An 18153-nucleotide genomic window follows, 5' to 3' on the forward strand; every position below is an offset into this window, starting at 1 on the left:
TTATTTTCACCTGCAATCATTGTCTTTTTTCCATTGAAACGCCCATTCTATTAAGCATTCAATCTCTAAAAATAAAAAATTCAAAAAATTTTAAAGAAAAAGATTCCATTTCCAATTAATCTGTTATATATTAATACTATAAATTTATAACTGTATTATAACAATACAAACAACCTACTGGAGGGATCAGGAAATGACGAATGAAAGAGCACTGAAATTACAGGAAAATTGGGCAATGGATGAAAGATGGAACGGAGTTGAAAGACCATATACAGCGGAAGAGGTTATTCGCCTTCGCGGATCTATTGATATTGAACATACACTTGCACGCAGGGGCGCTGAAAAGTTCTGGAACCTGCTGCAGACGGAAGATTATGTACATGCACTGGGCGCCCTTACCGGAAATCAGGCAGTTCAGCAAGTAAAGGCAGGATTGAAAGCGATTTATTTAAGCGGCTGGCAGGTAGCAGCTGATGCAAACCTTTCGGGACAAATGTACCCGGATCAAAGTTTATATCCGGCAAACAGTGTGCCGTCTGTTGTTAAACGGATCAATCAGGCCCTGCAGCGTGCCGATCAAATTCAGCATCTTGAGGGAGAAGGAAACATCGACTGGTTTGCTCCGATTATTGCCGATGCAGAAGCAGGCTTTGGCGGACAGCTGAATGTATTTGAATTAATGAAAGGAATGATTGAAGCTGGAGCTGCAGCGGTTCATTTCGAAGATCAATTATCATCTGAGAAAAAATGCGGTCATCTCGGCGGAAAAGTATTGCTTCCGACACAAACAGCTGTAAAGAATTTAATTTCAGCACGTTTGGCAGCTGACGTTATGGGCGTTCCTACATTAATCATTGCAAGAACCGATGCAGATGCAGCAGACTTAATCACAAGTGATGTAGATCCTGAAGATCAGGCATTTATTACAGGCGAGCGCACACCGGAAGGCTTCTTCCGCACAGCTGCCGGCATTGATCAGGCAATCGCACGCGGACTTGCTTACGCACCATATGCTGACTTAGTCTGGTGTGAAACATCAGAGCCGAACTTAGAGCAGGCGCAGAAGTTCGCTGACGCCATTCATGCAAAATTCCCAGGCAAGCTGCTTGCCTACAACTGTTCGCCATCTTTCAACTGGAAGAAAAAATTAGACGAAGAGACAATAGCCAAATTTCAAAAAGAAATTGCCAAAATGGGCTACAAATTCCAATTTGTTACTCTTGCCGGTTTCCATGCTCTAAACTACGGCATGTTCGAGCTTGCAAGAAAATACCGTGATTACGGCATGGCTGCCTACTCTGAGCTTCAGCAGGCTGAATTTGCAAGTGAACAATACGGCTACACAGCAACAAGACATCAGCGTGAAGTCGGAACTGGCTACTTTGATGAAGTATCACAAACCATCACAGGCGGTACTTCTTCTACAACTGCGCTAAAAGGATCTACAGAAGCAGAGCAGTTCACGGCTAATCAATCTTAAATAGGACAGAAAAAGCTGGGCCGCATCGTTTTAGTGCGGCCGCTTTTTTTGTGTATGGGATTTCCTTTTTCTTTTTTGATATCAAGGAGGTTATATGATGTATTAGAACCGAGAAGGTCATGTAAGATGGTGCTAAAAGAGGCTGTTTAATGCCTTAAACTGAAAAATTATAATCAAAGGTAATCAAAGAACTTGTATGGATTCCCTGCGAATTCTTTTACCAGCAACATAAAAGCAAGCCCCGCTTCGGGGCTTGCTTTTAAATGATTAATCGCAGCTCTGCATATTCTTTGGCTAACTTTAAAAATAGCGGTTTGTCATTACGGTCCAAGGACTCATCGATCTTTTCTGAAAGGAGGGACAGTTTCCGGGTTAACACAGCTTCATCCAACACCATTTGAATGTAAATATCAAGTACGGTTTCCTGTTTCTTTTCCATCTTGAAAGTGTTACGGGACTTCATGATCTCGGTATACGTTTTCCTGTTTTTCACGAAAGATCACCCCTGATGCCTTTTTTTAATTATATGGATAAAAGCCCTAGAAATCAACTAAATATTTATAATTTTTAGAAAACTTATTTCTCCAAATTCTGCATGTGGTTAAAAATCAGGAAAACATGGGAGTCTCAAGATAAGTTGAACGCAGAGCAATACACAGAAAATTGGTTGGAATTTTCCGGAAGTCGCGCATTTAGGGCTTTCTTTTTGTAGATAAGATTTGGATATAGCCTTTTCTCTAACTTTTCATCAAAATGTTAAAATATTGTAAAATTGTAGAAAAAGAGAAATAAATATGCTAGATTGAAACTAGTTCTATATTCCTATATAACTAGAGGTGAAAATTTTTGGAAAACGAGCAAGCAGAGTATTTAGATCATTACGTAGCAAATCGATTGACGATGGCAATCTTGCCTGAGGCGCACAGAGGAAGTCTGTTTTCTAGAGTCATTGAGGCAGAGCAGGAGGTTTTTGTGAAGCTCAGTCCTCAGGAGATTATGAACCGCAGCTGTTCTTATTTCGGATCCAGCTACGAAGGGCGCAAAGCCGCCACCAGGGATTTAATGGGAATTACCCATAAACCTCCGATTGTCATTGATCCGGGAAATCATATGTATTTCTTTCCGACGTCTTCTTCATCAAGAAGTCAATGCGCATGGGTTTCACATGCACACATTCTTCAATATACAGCAGCTGATTTTGATAATACAGACATTTTCTTTACAAATGGGGGAAGTGTGACAATTTCAGTCTCTTCAACCTCTTTTGAGAACCAATTATTCCGGACGGCTCAGCTGCGCACGATCATTACAGCCCGAATTGAAGAAGAGCACCGCAAGATGAACTTGGTGCTGTTTCCAAAGGAAAAGCAGACGAATCTCATTTACGAACAGATCATTCGCGAGCTGAACAAACATTAATTACTTTTTTATCACTTTAAATAAATATTGTTCCATGAGTTCGCATACTTTATTGCGAATTCTCGGATTAAAATAATTGTGCTGCTCCTCGTAGCCTTTAAAGATGAATGAGTACATTGTAAATGCCTCATCTCTTTGCACCTGGCTGACCTTTATGCTGTTTTTTTTCAGTTCATGGCGTACGACTGTCAGATCTTTTTGTGCAAGTTTGAGTGATTCTTCGATGATGTTCAGGTAAGGCTGTTTGAGCTTGAACGGACTTTGCTCAATAATGGATAAGTCCCGGTTGAATATGGAAATGGTCATCGGAAGGTATATGGACATTTCAATTGCATCTCGAAGGTCTGAGGGAATTCTCGTCATCAAAAAAACCTCGCTTCAACATTTTAAAAAGAACATATGTTCGATTTTATTTTACTTTATCAGCTTATGAAATGCAAGTCTGTTTTATGCATGCTCCCGCAATGAACTGCCCTCTATGTTTAAAGTCTTTACACAAACGTGTAAAATAATAGCATAGATAAAGATGTAAGGAGCTTACCGCATGGAACTCGAAGCGTTTCTGGATTATTTTACTATTGAAAGAATGATGGAATTTTTTAAGGATTACCGTTCGTTTGGCCCGCTGCTGGGCATAGGGCTTCCTTTACTTGAAGCGTTTCTGCCATTTTTGCCGTTGGTCGTTTTTCTTGTAGCGAATGTCAATTCATTTGGCCTGTGGCCCGGTTTTATTTATTCCTGGATCGGAAGCTGTCTTGGTGCACTGATTCTGTTTCTGATTGTCCGAAAATACGGACAGGAGAGGTTCTTCAGGGTTTTCAGCCGGAATGCAACTGTGCAGAGAATGATGGGGTGGCTTGAGAGGCACGGGTTTGGTCCTTTGTTTTTGCTGCTTTGCTTTCCATTTACGCCATCTGCTGCCGTTAATATCGTAGCGGGACTGTCTAAGGTGAGTATCTGGCAATTCAGTTTGGCTGTGCTTTCCGGGAAGTTTGTGATGATTTTTTTAGTCAGTTTCATCGGATATGATTTGCGAGCTTTGATTACGCAGCCTGTTAGAACGGTGATTGCCGTGTCTGTCATTTTTTTATTGTGGTTCATCGGCAAGCAGCTTGAAAAGCGGCTCAATGTTAAAATGCTAGAAAAGAAAAGAGATCATTAAATTTACGGAGGGTTAAGATGAGAAAAAGATACTGTTTTTTTACAGCTGTCATCACATTCTTGCTCATTATTACCATAAAAAATCTCGTTTTCGTTGATTATAAGGTTGAAGGTGTTTCCATGCAGCCTACTCTGACAGCCGGACATCTGCTGTCCATAAATAAGGTCAATCACCGCCTGTTTGATTTCAAACGCTTTGAAATCGTTGTGTTTAAAGCACCGGGGGGAGAAGATGCTTACATCAAAAGAGTGATCGGTTTGCCGGGGGATGAACTCGAATATAAAAATGATAAATTGTTTGTAAATGGCAAGGCGATGGAAGAGCCTTATTTGAAAACGCTGAAAAAAGGGAATCCTTTCGGAAGAGTGACAGGCAGCTTTACCTTAAAAGAAATCACCGGAAGAAAGACAATTCCAGAGGGATATTTATTTGTTTTAGGGGATAATCGTCTTGTAAGCCGTGACAGCAGGCAATTTGGCTTAATCAGTGAGGATGAAGTGATTGGAAAAGTGAAATGAACCTATTTTCTGATTGTAAAAAGAACAGCTATGCTGAAAAACACCGAGAACAAAAACAGAATTTCATGAAAGGAAAAGATGGCCGCTAGTAAAGGGCCTGTGCTTGCTCCGGCTAAAAGCAGGAATGAATAAAGGGACACTGCAGTTGCCCTGTCACTTCCCCCGTATTCGCCGATAAGCGAAATGACAGCGGGTATGCAAAGGGAGAGCGACGCTGTGTAAATCACAGAAAATCCTGCTGACATGTAAAGATTCGTGCTTAAAAATGATAGAAGAAATGAAAGAACGATACCAATCATGGCATATCTGACGGCAGTCAGCTTACCAAACCTTATAATCCACATCCCGCTCTTCAGTGAGAAAAATACTCCCGTTAATCCAGCGGCTTTTGCCCAAAACAAAGCCTCATCCGAAACCGTTCCCCCGTATTTTCTGTGAAAACCTTCATAGTAAGCAACAAATGACATTAGCATCGCAAGAGCAAGAAGATAACACAGCAGCAATTTTTTATTTTTAAGAATAGAACTTAAAGAAGCGAAGAAATTTTTCCGCACAGCTCCCATTCTTTTCTCCTCAATCAAAAAGACCATACCAGTCATTGCTAATGCATACATGCATGCAAAAAAATAAAACACTGCAGCCCAATTGAAAGCTGCAGCAATCGCTGAGCTGATCAGCTGACCAATGATGCCCGACATCAAAAAGCCCATATTGATGAGGGAAATCAGCCGTGTCCGTGTTTTCTCATCAAATGATTCAAAACAATAGGCATATGCGACAGGCGCGAAGCAGCCCAAAGAGAATCCTTGTAAGGAGCGCAGCGGGAGAAAGGTTGAAGGCGCAGCAAAAGCTAAAAGAATCGTGGCAATGATGGAGCAGCCAAATCCGGCAATGAGAATTTTTTTCTTCCCGGCGATCTCTGTAAGCGGACCAAATACAAGAAGCCCGGCTGCATAGAAAAAGGTGAAAAAAGTGCTTCCGAGTACAGCTTCATCAAATGAAATTCCAATGCCTTCTGCTGTTTCGCGATAAATCGGAATAAGAATATAGATGCTGCTTGCGACCATGATAGCCGTAATCAAAAAAAAGAATGAGAGTAGATTCATCTTATTCATAATCCTGCCTCCTTTTCATTTATATCAAAATGCAGATAGCACCTGGCAGCTATGTCCAAGTACCCGAGTGCCAGGATATTCTGTCAGAACGGCTCTGATAACCCATTTGGGATTGCCCTTTTCTTATAGCCTATGCATCTGCCAATAAGGCCGTTCTCCCATGATTCTGCAAAACTTGGAAAGAGGGCGGGAATGGTATTCCCCTGATTTTTAAAGTAAAATAGATGGAGAGATTACAATTGAAATAATAGATAGTTTAAAGAATAAAAAGGCATATTGGTATGCCTTTTTATTCATTGCCGATAAGAAATTAATTTGGAATTTTATAGATAGAAAGCTGCCTGTGCGCATCAATGTTTTTTTAGAAAGGGGTCCTGAATGTGGGAGTAAAGTTTGTTTTAGGGAGATCTGGAAGCGGGAAAACACACCGGCTGTTAAATGAAATCCGCATGGATCTTTTTGAAAGGCCGGAAGGAGATCCAATCGTTTATTTGGTGCCTGATCAAATGACGTTTGGCATTGAATATGAGCTGGTTAAAACGCCTGATTTAGGCGGGATGATGCGGGCGCAGACATTCAGCTTCAGCCGTCTGGCATGGAGGATTCTGCAGGAAACAGGAGGAATCAGCCGCTATCATATATCCGGAACAGGGATTCAAATGATGATTCGGAAGCTTGTTGAACAGCATAAGCAGGAGTTTAAAATTTTTGCAAAAGCAAGCAGCAAAAGCGGATTTATTGAGCATATTGAAACGATGATTACAGAACTGAAGCGCTATTGCCTCACACCCGGGGATATGGAAGATAAGCTTGAGAAGATGTCAGTAAATGCTACCCGTCAGGAAAAGGCGCTGGCTGATAAGCTTCATGATGTTGTCCTGCTCTATAAACAGCTCGAGATTGAACTCAGCGGTACGTACGTTGATTCAGAGGATTATCTTAAACTACTGGCAGAGAAAATTGCAGAATCCTCTTATATTCACAATGCAGATATTTATATTGACGGATTTCACAGCTTTACACCACAGGAGTATGAAGTCATCGCAGCATTCATGAATCATGCGAAAAGCGTAACCATTGCCCTTACAGCGGACAAGCCCTTTTATGAGCATCTTCCGCATGAGCTGCATTTATTCAGAATGACTGGAATGACTTATCACAAGCTCTCAATGCTTGCAGAAGAGTCAAGGATGGAAGTGGATGACGTTTTCGTATTAAATGAAATGCCGAGATTCATAGAACGTCCGTCACTTGCCCATTTAGAGAGATATCTTGAATCAAGGCCTGTAAAGCCGTACGAAGGAGAAACAAACGCGGTGATAGCAGAGGCTGCTTCCCGCCGCTCCGAGATAGAAGGAATCGCCAGGAAAATCCGCGGTTTTGTCATGGATGATGATTACCGTTACAAGGATCTTGCCGTTTTAATTCGAAATATTGGAGATTATCAGGACTTGATTGAACAAGTGTTCAGAGATTATCAGATTCCTTTTTTTATCGATCAAAAGCGTTCGATGCTTAATCACCCAGTGATTGAACTGATCAGATCCGCTCTTGAAGTTTTAAATGGCAACTGGCGTTATGAAGCTGTGTTCCGCTGCATTAAAACAGAATTCCTTCTTCCTCTAGATGCCGACAAGCAGGAAATGCGGGAGAAAATGGATCAGTTTGAGAACTACGTGCTGTCATACGGGATTCAGGGAAGCAAATGGACGAAGGAAGAACGCTTTGTCTATCGCAGATACTATTCACTGGACGATGAGTATGTCAGAACAGATGAAGAAAATGAAATGGAAGAATTGATCAATCAGCTCAGAGATCTTATTGTCCGGCCGCTGAACGGACTTGCTGAGAGAATGAAAAGGGCTAAAAGCAGCATCGGCATGGCTGAGGCTCTGTATCTGTTTCTGGAGGAACTCGATATCCCGCTTAAGCTTGAGCACCTGAGACTGGATGCCGAGGAATCAGGAAGATTGATTGAAGCCAGAGAACATGCTCAAGTATGGAGTGCTGTAACAGGAATGCTGGATGAATTTGCTGAGATGATGAAGGATCATGCCATTTCCCGCAAACTATTTTCCGAAATGATCGAAACGGGTCTTGAAGCAATGAAGTTTGCGCTCGTTCCGCCTGCAATGGATCAGGTGGTCATCGCAAGTTTAGAACGATCAAGATTGCTTAACGTTAAAATTTCATTTGTAGTTGGAGCAAATGACGGTGTTCTTCCTGCAAGACCGATGGAAAAAGGCGTGCTGACAGAGGAAGACCGTATGTCTTTGCACCAACAGGGAATTGAGCTTGCGCCAACTGCACGCGAGCAGCTTTTAGATGAAAATTTTATCATTTATTTAGCACTTGCAGGGGCATCACATGAGCTGTATATCTCCTATCCGCTTGCAGACGAGGAAGGAAAAGCTTTGCTTCCTTCGATGATCATTAAGCGGATGAAGGACTTATTCCCGGCTATTCGAACGGAAATCTTTATAAATGAGCCTGAGGAACTGCCTGAAGATGAGCAGCTGTCCTTCATTGTGAATGAAGATGTTACCATTTCCTATCTGACTTCCCAGCTGCAAGCCTGGAAGCGGAGCTATCCAATCAGTTCGATCTGGTGGGATACGTACACGTATTTTACCCAGCAGGTCGAAAAAGAGACGTTATCAAAAGTTGTCGGGAGCCTTTTTTACCGAAACGAGGCAGAAACACTGCAATCAGACATCAGCAGAGAGCTTTACGGCGAACATATTCAAGGCAGTGTTTCGCGGATGGAGATGTTTAAGGCCTGTGCGTTTTCACATTATGCAACACACGGATTAAAGCTAAAAGACCGGCAATATTTCCGTCTTGAGGCCCCGGATATCGGTCAGATGTTTCACTCTGCATTAAAGCTGATTGCAGACAGAATGCAGCAATTAAAGCTCGATTGGAAGGATTTATCAAAGGAACAGTGTGCACGCCTTTCGCATGATGCAGTTGAAACGCTGGCTCCAAGACTGCAAAGAGAAATCCTATTGAGCTCAAACCGTCATCACTATTTAAAAAGAAAGCTTGTCAGCATCATATCGAGAGCTTCGTCTATTTTAAGCGAACATGCGAAGGCAAGCGGATTTGCACCGGCCGGCCTTGAGCTCGGTTTTGGCAAAGGCGGTCCGCTGCCCCCTATCCGCTTTCAGCTGGATAATGGCTGCACGATGGAATTGATCGGACGAATTGACCGCGTGGATAAGGCGGAAAGCTCTAATGGAGTTCTTCTCCGAATCGTTGACTTTAAATCCAGTGACAAAGCTCTTAATTTATCAGAGGTATATTACGGACTCGCCCTGCAGATGCTGACTTATTTAGATGTGATTATCACACATTCTAAAAGCTGGCTTGGAGTGGAGGCGACTCCTGCAGGCGTCCTATACTTCCATGTGCACGATCCGATGATTCAGACAGCATCACAGCTGCCGCTGGATAAAATTGAAGAAGAAATTTTCAAGAAGTTTAAAATGAAGGGGTTACTCCTTGGAGATGAGGAAGCTGTGCGTCTAATGGATCAGACATTGGACACCGGCCTTTCGAAAATTGTATCTGCCGGACTAAAAAAGGATGGCGGCTTCAGATCTGACTCTGCAATTGCAAGCGAAGGGGAATTTGATTTGCTCCGAGGTCATGTCCGTTCTCTTTTCCAAAGCATAGGAACGGATATTACAAACGGGGTAGTCGATATTACTCCTTACAAAATGAAGGAAAAAGTGCCATGCACGTTTTGCTCCTTTAAGTCTGTCTGTCAATTTGATCAATCATTGGCAGAAAATCAATACCGCATGCTGAAGGATGATAAAAATGATGTCATTCTTACGAGATTGAAGAACGAAGCAAGGGGGGAAGAGAATGATACAGAAACCAAGTAACAGCCAGTGGACGGATGATCAATGGAAAGCGATCGTCTCAAGCGGGCAGGATATTCTTGTGGCAGCCGCCGCTGGATCAGGAAAAACCGCGGTGCTCGTTGAGAGAATCATCCGCAAAATCATTTCAAAAGAAAATCCGGTCGATGTGGACCGTTTATTAGTTGCAACGTTCACCAATGCATCAGCAGCAGAAATGAGAAACCGAATCGGCGAAGCGCTTGAAAAAGCATTGAAGGAGAACCCCTCTTCCCTTCATTTGAGAAGGCAGCTGTCCCTTTTGAACAGAGCAGCGATTTCCACGCTTCATTCATTCTGCTTGAATGTGGTAAGAAAGTATTATTACTTAATCGATTTGGATCCTGGTTTCCGGATTGCTGATGAAACAGAGGGACAGCTCCTGATTGATGAGGTACTTGATGAAATCTTTGAAGAACAATACAGCCTTGCAGATAATGATGCTTTTTTTGATCTAGTAGACCGCTATACAACAGATAGAAGTGATACAGACCTGCAGACACTGATCCGTGCGCTCTATCAATTTTCCCGTTCGCATCCGAACCCTTCAAAGTGGCTTGATGAGCTTGCCGGCATGTACGGCGAAGAAGAACGGCTTGAAAACTTGCCGTTTTTTCCATACCTTGCTGCAGATATTTCCATGCAGCTCACAAGCAGCCTTGAAAAACTCCAGCGTGCACTTGCACTGACTGAAAAACCGGGAGGCCCAGCTCCGCGTGCGGAAAATCTGACAGATGACATCAGGCAGGTTCAGGAATTGATTAAATCAAAAGATTCGTGGCAGGAACTGGCGGGGAAAATGGCACTGACGTCATTTTCCCGTGCTAAAGCATGCAGGGGGTCAGAATACAGCAAGGAATTGCTTGAACAGACTACGGCGCTGCGCAACTCAGCAAAAAAACAAATCGAGCAGCTGCAGGAAGAGCTGTTTGCACGATCCTATGAAAGCCATCTGCAGGATTTGCGGGATTTAAAACCTGTCATCAAAACACTTACAGGACTTGTGAATCTGTTTGGGGAACGTTTTGACGAAAAGAAAAAGCAAAAAGGGATTGTTGATTTCTCAGACCTTGAGCACTTCTGCCTTCAAATTCTTGGAACACCGAATGAACATGGACAATTGGATGCAACTGAAGCAGCTCTTGATTATCAAAATCAATTTGAAGAAGTACTTGTCGATGAGTATCAGGATACAAATCTTGTTCAGGAAACCATTCTCAAGCTTGTAGCCAAAAGCGGACAAGGAAACTTGTTTATGGTAGGCGATGTAAAACAATCGATCTACAGATTCCGACTTGCTGAACCGTTTTTATTTTTGAGCAAATATAAAACCTTCTCAAAAGAAGGACAGCACACAGGTCTTCGCATCGATTTATCAAAAAACTTCAGAAGCCGTTCAGAAGTAATCGACGGCACGAACTTTCTCTTTAAGCAGCTAATGGGAGAGAAGGTGGGGGAAGTTGCCTATGACCTTGATGCTGAGCTGAAGCTTGGGGCATCTTATCCGGATTCTGAACAGATGAGGGCTGAACTCCTGCTTATAAATCGCGGCAAGGATGAGGAAGAGAACGGTTCTGAAGAAGAAAATTCATTCCATCCTGAAGAACTTCAGACTGTTCAGCTTGAAGCAAGAGTCATGGCAAAGAAGATTCGCGGGATGATTCAGAATAAATTTCAGATTTATGACCGTAAAATCGGCGGGACCCGGAATATCACATACAGAGATGTTGTAATTCTGCTGCGCTCTATGCCATGGGCGCCGCAGATTATTGAGGAGTTTAAACAAGAGGGCATTCCTGTGTATGCAAACCTCTCAGGCGGTTATTTTGAAGCAACGGAAGTCGCCATTATGATGTCGCTTCTAAAAGTGATTGATAACCCATACCAGGATGTTCCGCTTGCATCCGTTCTGAGGTCGCCAGTTGTCGGACTGAGCACAAATGAACTCGCCATCATCCGGACATATTCAAAAAAAGGCACGTACTTTGAAGCCTTAAAAGTTTTCTTATCAGAAGCATCCAGGGAAGATGCAGCTCTCAGCAAAAGGCTGCAATCGTTTTATGATCAGCTGCAAACATGGAGAGAGCTTGCTCGCATGGGATCCGTTTCAGAATTAATCTGGCAGCTGTACCGGGATACGAAATTCTTCAATTATGTCGGCGGAATGCCTGGCGGCAAGCAGCGGCAGGCCAATTTGCGGGCGCTCTATGACAGAGCACGTCAGTATGAGGCGACAACCTTCAGAGGACTTTTCCGTTTCCTTCGCTTCATAGAGCGCATGCAGGAACGGGGAGATGACCTTGGTGCTGCAAGAGCCCTCGGCGAGCAGGAAGATGTGGTCCGGCTGATGACCATTCACAGCAGCAAAGGTTTGGAGTTTCCGGTCGTATTCGTTGCCGGGCTTGCACGACAGTTTAATATGATGGATATGAATAAAAAATATCTGCTTGATAAAGAGCTCGGTTTTGCTACGAAACTGATTCAGCCTTCTCTTCGAATCAGCTATCCGACCTTGCCGCTTGCGGCCATGAAGAAAAAGATGAAAATTGAATTGCTGTCAGAAGAGCTCCGCGTTCTGTATGTTGCTTTAACTCGGGCAAAAGAGAAACTTTTTTTGGTCGGAACATTGAAAGACGCCATAAAAACGCTGTCTGACTGGCAAAATTCAATGACTCAGGAGGAGTGGCTGCTCCCAGATTTTGAACGGGCACAGGCCAAATCCTATCTTGACTGGATCGGTCCTGCATTAGTCCGCCACGAGGATGCGGCAAGACTCAGGGAAAATAGCGAAGAAAAGAATCCTTTCATTCTTCCTCATCCATCGCGCTGGGAAATTAACGTAATGAATGAGGAGGAACTGTATGACATTCAAAAAGAGGAAAAAAAGTATGATCAGGAAATGCTCAGTGCTTTGAAGAACCTTGAACCAGTAGCTTGTCAGTCAGATTATCAGGAGCAAATAAAAGCCCGGTTATCATGGACGTATGAGCATCAGTTTGCCGCTGTATTCCGTTCAAAGCAATCGGTATCGGAAGTAAAAAGGCAGCAGGAATTCAGAGATGAATATAGTGATGAAACGATTCTGCGTACTCAGAAAGACACCTTTATGTATGACCGGCCAAAATTCATGCAGAAAAAATCGCTCACTGCTGCAGAAAAAGGGACAGCTATGCATGCAGTTATGCAGCAGCTTAATCTGAGCGAACCGGTAACGGCTGAAAATACTCGCCGAAAAGTACAAGAGCTTACCACAAAAGAAATTCTGACAAAAGAGCAGGCGGACAGCATTGATATCGGCTCCATTGCTCGCTTTTTCCAGACGGATATCGGGATAAGACTGCAGAATGCAGACCGCATCGAGAGGGAGGTTCCCTTCAGCTATGCCTTGCCCGCCGATGAACTATACGAAGAAGCGAAGGGTGAACATGTGCTGATTCAAGGTGTCATCGACTGTTTATTTGAAGATAAAGAAGGTGTCGTTTTACTTGATTATAAAACAGATGCCATTGAAGGGAAATTTCCGGGCGGATTTCAGCAGGCACGTCCTGTTTTAGCGAAACGCTACAGTGTTCAGCTTGATCTTTACGGAAAAGCGATTGAAAAAATTACGAAGAAACCTCTTTCATTAAAAGTTCTTTATTTCTTTGATGGAGGACATGTACTGGAAGTGTAAGACATTAAGAAGAAGGATTTGCTTCTTCTTTTTTTAGAACATAAGTAAGTATGAATTGCGCATTGCTAGCTCCACCTCCTAGCCCCTCGGTCAGAACAAATTCACCCAAAAAGGCGGGAACCGGACTTTATGGGTGAATTCTTATCTGCCTATCGGGGCTGAACAGTCGGTTCCGCATTTCGAGGTGTCTAGCTCCATCGCTCAGGCTCCTCGGCCAGAACGGCTCCGAAAGTATTGGCAAAAAGCGCCTTTTCTGGCGGATCCTTATCTGACATGCCTGAGCTAACCGGGCCGCTTGCGCTTTTCTAATAAGAAAGGTTGGGAAAATCTCTATGCGGATTTTACACACAGCAGACTGGCATTTAGGCCGGACGCTTGAAGGGAGAAGCCGTCTTCTCGAGCAGGCTCAATTTTTAGATGAGCTTTCACAGATTGTCATTGATGAAAAAGCGGATGCTGTCATAATGGCAGGCGATGCTTTTGATACGGTGAATCCTCCTGCAGCAGCAGAACAGCTATTTTATGAAAGCATCTCGAGGCTTTCAGATAAAGGCCGCCGTCCTGTAATTGTGATAGCCGGCAACCATGACAACCCTGAACGTCTGCAGGCTGCTTCACCGCTTGCAGACACACAGGGCATTCACCTGATTGGATACCCTTCATCAAGTATTATAACCGTTGATGTGCCGGCTGCCGGTCAATCAATGATGATGGCGGCTCTTGCTTACCCCTCAGAAGCAAGGTTAAAAGAAATGCTCTCAGACAGTCACGATGAAATTCTTTTGCGCAATTCATATGATGAACGAATTCGGGATTTATTTGCCTATATGTCAGAGCAGTTCAGAGCTGACACGGTTAATCTTGCGATGAGCCATATATATGTAGCCGGGGGAAGCTCCACTGATTCGGAACGTCCAATAGAAGTAGGAGGCGCATATACGGTAGCAGCTTCAAGTCTTCCCGAAAAAGCGCAGTATGTGGCGCTTGGACATCTTCATCGCCCGCAAACATTGAAGCGGGCCCGCACAATGGCAAGATACTCGGGTTCGCCTCTTGCCTACAGTTTTTCAGAATCAGGCTACGCAAAATCAGTTTCCATTGTCGATCTTGAGCCAGGCGGACAGGCTCAGGTTTCTGAAGTTTTGCTCTCAAGCGGAAAGCCATTAGTAAAATGGAGAGCCCAAGAAGGTCTGCAGCAGGTTCATCAGTGGCTTGATGATGGGAAAGACAAAAATGCCTGGATTGACTTAGAGGTTCATTTAATAGATACCCTTTCCCTTGAAGAGATTCATAGACTGCGAAATTCTCATCCAGGGTTTGTGCATATCCGTCCTGTCTTTGAAAAAAGCATAAATGACCAAAGCCGGGAAAGCAGAGCAAACCTTCCGATAGATGAGCTTTTCGCCAAATTTTATGAGCAGCAGACAGGCGGGGCACAGCCTGATCAGGAAACAATGAAGCTCTTTCTGGATATGATTCATGACGAGCCGGAAGAAGAGGAGGACAAGGAATGAAGCCAATATCCCTTACCATTTCAGGATTGCATAGTTTCAGAGAAAAGCAGGTTATTGACTTCAGTTCTCTTTGCGAAGGCGGAGTGTTTGGCATATTTGGCCCGACAGGAAGCGGAAAATCCTCTATTCTTGATGCGATGACTCTTGCATTGTACGGAAAAGTAGAGCGTGCAGCCAATAACACTCATGGAATATTAAATCATGCAGAGAATGTCCTTCACGTCTCATTTACGTTTGAACTTGAAAATGCAAACAGCTCCAAACGGTATTCCGTAGAACGAATGTTTAAGCGCACAGATGAGCAGCGTGTTAAAACTTCGCTTTCCCGCATCATGGAGCATACGGAAGAGACCGTAGTTCTCGCTGATAAATCAGCTGAAGTAAATGAGAAAGTGTATGCTCTCCTCGGTCTGACAATTGATGATTTCACTAGAGCGGTCGTGCTACCTCAAGGGAAATTTGCTGAATTCCTCTCTTTAAAGGGAGCGGAAAGAAGACAGATGCTTCAGCGTTTGTTCCATTTAGAGCAGTATGGAGATGAGCTCGTTAAAAAGCTCAGAAAGAGACTGCTGCATGCCAAAGGGAAACAAAACGAACTGACAGCTGAACAGGCAGGGCTCGGAGATGCTTCAAGTGAAGCGGTTAAGCTTGCTGAACAAGAGCTTGAAGGGGCGAATCTGCTCTTTGAAAAAAGACAAAAAGAATACGATCAAACCGTCAAACAATATGATGAGTACGAAGAAGTGTGGCAGCTTCAGCTTGAAAAAGGCGAGTATGAAAATCTGCAGTCGCGACTTCTGGAGCAAAAAGATGATATGGCCGCGCTTGCGGTGCGTCTGGAAGCTGCGGAGAAAGCGGACTATGTCAAGCCTTATACTGAGGCGCTTCAATCAGCTGAAAAAGAAAAAAACAGCAGCAGCCTGCAAATGGAAGAGCGGCAGCAAGTTCTCAAGCACCATAAGGAGCGTTACGCCAAAACCGTCAGCGCTTATGAACAGATACGTGAAAAGAAAGCTGCAGAAGAACCCGTTTTAGTAACGAAAAAAGAACAGTTATTGCAGCTTAGAGAATTGGAGAAAGTTCTTAAAGAAGAGTTAACTGTTATCAGAGAATTGATGGAGAAGGCTGACGCGGCAGCGGGAAATCTGAGTCAGCGGCAAGAATCAGCGGAGCGGACAAATCAATTATTGAAAAAAGCGCTTGAAAAGCAAAAGACACTGACAGAGCAAATGGATCAGAACACTGTAACGGTTCAAGAGAGAGAACTAATACGGAAGGCGTCGGAGCAAAGGCTTCACCTCGCTAACCTTGAAGCATCTTTAGCTGAATGGAAGAAGGCAGCAGATAAAAAAGAGATGTTTGCAAAGCGTGCAGAAGATCAGCTGAAGGAAACAAGACAGAAGCACGAGGCTGGCCGTGTGAAAATCAAGGATTCCTTTGGAAGTGTTCAGCAATTTTATCATAAAAGCTGCGAACTGCTTAACACTCATCAGCAGCAGACTGAAACCCGCAAGCTGCACCTGCTGGATGAAAAGAACAAAGCTGAGAAACAGCGCGAGCACAACATGGCGGTCCAGCTGGCAAAACACCTTTCACAAGATGATCCTTGCCCGGTATGCGGATCGGCTCATCATCCAGAGCTTGCTAAAGAGACGGATGCTTTAGAAATATCAGGCTCACTGATTGAGGAGCTTGAAGTGAAAACATCTGAAGATACAGCAGTCAGTGCACATCTTCAGCATTTAAAAGAAAAATGGGAAGAACTCTCAAGAGAAATGGTCTCATCCTATCCTTTTTTATCGGAACTGGTTGTTACATTGAATGAAGATAAAAAAGAGGAAATTGATCCACTCACAGAGTATAAAGCGCTGAATCAGGATTTTCTGCAAACAAAAGAACGATTCCAAAAGCTTCAAGTAAGCGAAAGAGAATGGCAGGAGAAAATTAATCAGCACCTATATACTCAAAAGAACAGTGAAGAAGATTTAAAGGAAATTTATGAAAAACATGATCAAATTGAATCTGAATACCTTGCCGGACTAGAAAAGTGGAATCATGAGTTTGACGGGATTTCCTTTGAACAGGCAGAAGAAAAGCAGCGTCAGATCAGAGAAAAAGATGCTGTTCTCGAAGATCTGAAAACAAGAGTGCAAATAAGCGTTCAATTCATTGAAGAAAAAGAAAAACAAATCAAGCAGCTGGAGCATGAAGCTCAGTTAATCAAGAACAATCAGATTGAGCTTGCTGCTTCGATTCAAAATAAAAAGCAGGCAGCTGACGAGAAACAGAAAAGGCTGGATCAAGTGACAGGCAGCGATGATATTGCCTCTTTGCTCCGGGAAACGGACAGAAAATTAGAAGTTCTTGTTCAAACGGAGAAGAGTCTGTATAACGAGTGGCAGACTGCCCTGCAGGATGTTCAAAAGGCTGAAAGCAGGAGCCATGCAGCAGAGAAGGCTCATGAACAGGCAGAAGCGCGTCTGAAACATGCTGAAATGAAATGGGAGCAGGTCAAGCAAGAGACCTTATTTGAAGATCTTGAAGCTGCTGTGACAGCAATTGCGGCACCTGCAGATAAGCAGAAAATGAAAGAAGAAATTGATGTTTATCAGGATAAAAAGAAACAAGTGTTGGCAGACTTAAAACGTGTAGAGGCAAAATTGAATCACAGATCTGTCAGCCTTGAAAAATGGACAGATATTAAGCAGCTGAAGTCTGAAAGCAAAGAGCTGATTGACCTTGCAGCGCAGGAAAAAGGAGCTGCTTTGAAAGCCTTGCAGCTACTGATGGAAAAGCATAAACGATTTATGGAAATTGAAGAAAAGCGAGAGGAACTTGACAGTCTTGCTGCGCGTCTTGAAAAACTTCAATCTGTCTTTAAGGGCAACGGCTTTGTCGAATTTTTGGCAGAAGAACAGCTTCATCTGGTCGCAGAAGATGCCTCCGAACGCTTAGGTCAATTGACGAGGCAGCGTTATGCGATTGAGGTAGATTCCGGCGGCGGATTTATTATGAGAGATGATGCAAATGGGGGAGTGAGGCGTCCGGTATCAAGTTTGTCCGGCGGTGAAACGTTCTTGACTTCTCTGGCTCTGGCGCTGTCTTTATCTTCGCAAATTCAGCTGAGAGGGGAATATCCGCTTCAGTTCTTCTTCTTGGATGAAGGATTCGGGACCCTTGATGGGGAGCTGCTTGAAACGGTTATCTCAGCCCTTGAAAAACTTCAGTCGGACAATCTTGCTGTAGGTGTCATCAGCCATGTTCAGGAGCTTCGCGCCAGATTGCCGAGGAAACTTATTGTCATGCCTGCTGAGCCGACAGGAAATGGAACGAGCGTATCGCTTGAAGTGATGTAGGTATAATA

Annotated in this window: 11 protein-coding genes; 8 read left to right on the plus strand and 3 right to left on the minus strand. The window is 43.6% G+C overall.

Annotation, left to right across the window (positions count from 1 at the left end):
- Window positions 1–193: 193 nt before the first annotated feature.
- A complete protein-coding gene (aceA, locus tag ABEQ24_RS13035; RefSeq protein WP_430007180.1) occupies window positions 194–1480 on the plus strand; it encodes an isocitrate lyase in 1287 nt (428 codons plus the stop codon).
- Between the two features lie 259 nt (window positions 1481–1739).
- Here the strand turns inward: aceA and ABEQ24_RS13040 are convergent, their stop codons facing one another.
- Complete coding sequence (locus tag ABEQ24_RS13040; RefSeq protein WP_133311990.1) at window positions 1740–1973, minus strand: IDEAL domain-containing protein; 234 nt, start codon at window positions 1971–1973, stop codon at window positions 1740–1742.
- A 353-nt stretch (window positions 1974–2326) separates the two neighbouring features.
- Between ABEQ24_RS13040 and ABEQ24_RS13045 the strand changes: the two genes are divergently transcribed.
- Entirely contained in the window at window positions 2327–2899 is a 573-nt protein-coding gene (locus ABEQ24_RS13045) for a competence protein ComK (protein WP_430007181.1), read from the plus strand.
- On the opposite strand, the gene ABEQ24_RS13050 is transcribed toward ABEQ24_RS13045, so the two are convergent.
- The gene (locus ABEQ24_RS13050; RefSeq protein WP_430007182.1) at window positions 2900–3262 is read right to left on the minus strand and encodes a hypothetical protein; all 363 of its coding nucleotides are present in this window, start codon (window positions 3260–3262) and stop codon (window positions 2900–2902) included.
- Between the two features lie 181 nt (window positions 3263–3443).
- Here ABEQ24_RS13050 and ABEQ24_RS13055 point away from each other — a divergent pair, with 181 nt between their 5' ends.
- Both ABEQ24_RS13055 and lepB read left to right on the plus strand, forming a co-directional pair.
- A complete protein-coding gene (locus ABEQ24_RS13055) occupies window positions 3444–4061 on the plus strand; it encodes a TVP38/TMEM64 family protein (RefSeq protein ID WP_430007183.1) in 618 nt (205 codons plus the stop codon).
- Window positions 4062–4078: 17 nt separating this feature from the next.
- Entirely contained in the window at window positions 4079–4579 is a 501-nt protein-coding gene (gene lepB / locus ABEQ24_RS13060) for a signal peptidase I (RefSeq protein ID WP_430007184.1), read from the plus strand.
- Between the two features lie 2 nt (window positions 4580–4581).
- Here the strand turns inward: lepB and ABEQ24_RS13065 are convergent, their stop codons facing one another.
- The gene (locus ABEQ24_RS13065; RefSeq protein WP_430007185.1) at window positions 4582–5694 is read right to left on the minus strand and encodes an MFS transporter; all 1113 of its coding nucleotides are present in this window, start codon (window positions 5692–5694) and stop codon (window positions 4582–4584) included.
- 380 nt (window positions 5695–6074) lie between these two features.
- Between ABEQ24_RS13065 and addB the strand changes: the two genes are divergently transcribed.
- From addB to ABEQ24_RS13085, 4 genes are all read left to right on the plus strand, one after another.
- Window positions 6075–9587, plus strand: coding sequence for a helicase-exonuclease AddAB subunit AddB (addB, locus tag ABEQ24_RS13070; RefSeq protein WP_430007186.1), 3513 nt, complete (start codon window positions 6075–6077; stop codon window positions 9585–9587).
- Window positions 9568–13275, plus strand: a complete 3708-nt coding sequence (gene addA / locus ABEQ24_RS13075) for a helicase-exonuclease AddAB subunit AddA (RefSeq protein WP_430007187.1) — start codon at window positions 9568–9570, stop codon at window positions 13273–13275. The genes addB and addA overlap by 20 nt, the downstream gene beginning before the upstream one ends.
- A 332-nt stretch (window positions 13276–13607) precedes the next feature.
- Window positions 13608–14789, plus strand: a complete 1182-nt coding sequence (locus ABEQ24_RS13080; protein ID WP_430007188.1) for an exonuclease SbcCD subunit D — start codon at window positions 13608–13610, stop codon at window positions 14787–14789.
- Window positions 14786–18145 (plus strand): AAA family ATPase, encoded by a 3360-nt coding sequence (locus tag ABEQ24_RS13085; protein WP_430007189.1) that lies wholly within the window; start codon window positions 14786–14788, stop codon window positions 18143–18145. Before ABEQ24_RS13080 ends, ABEQ24_RS13085 begins: the two co-directional genes overlap by 4 nt.
- Window positions 18146–18153: the final 8 nt, after the last annotated feature.

Source organism: Metabacillus idriensis, assembly GCF_050483325.1.
Lineage (GTDB): Bacteria > Bacillota > Bacilli > Bacillales > Bacillaceae > Bacillus_P > Bacillus_P idriensis_A.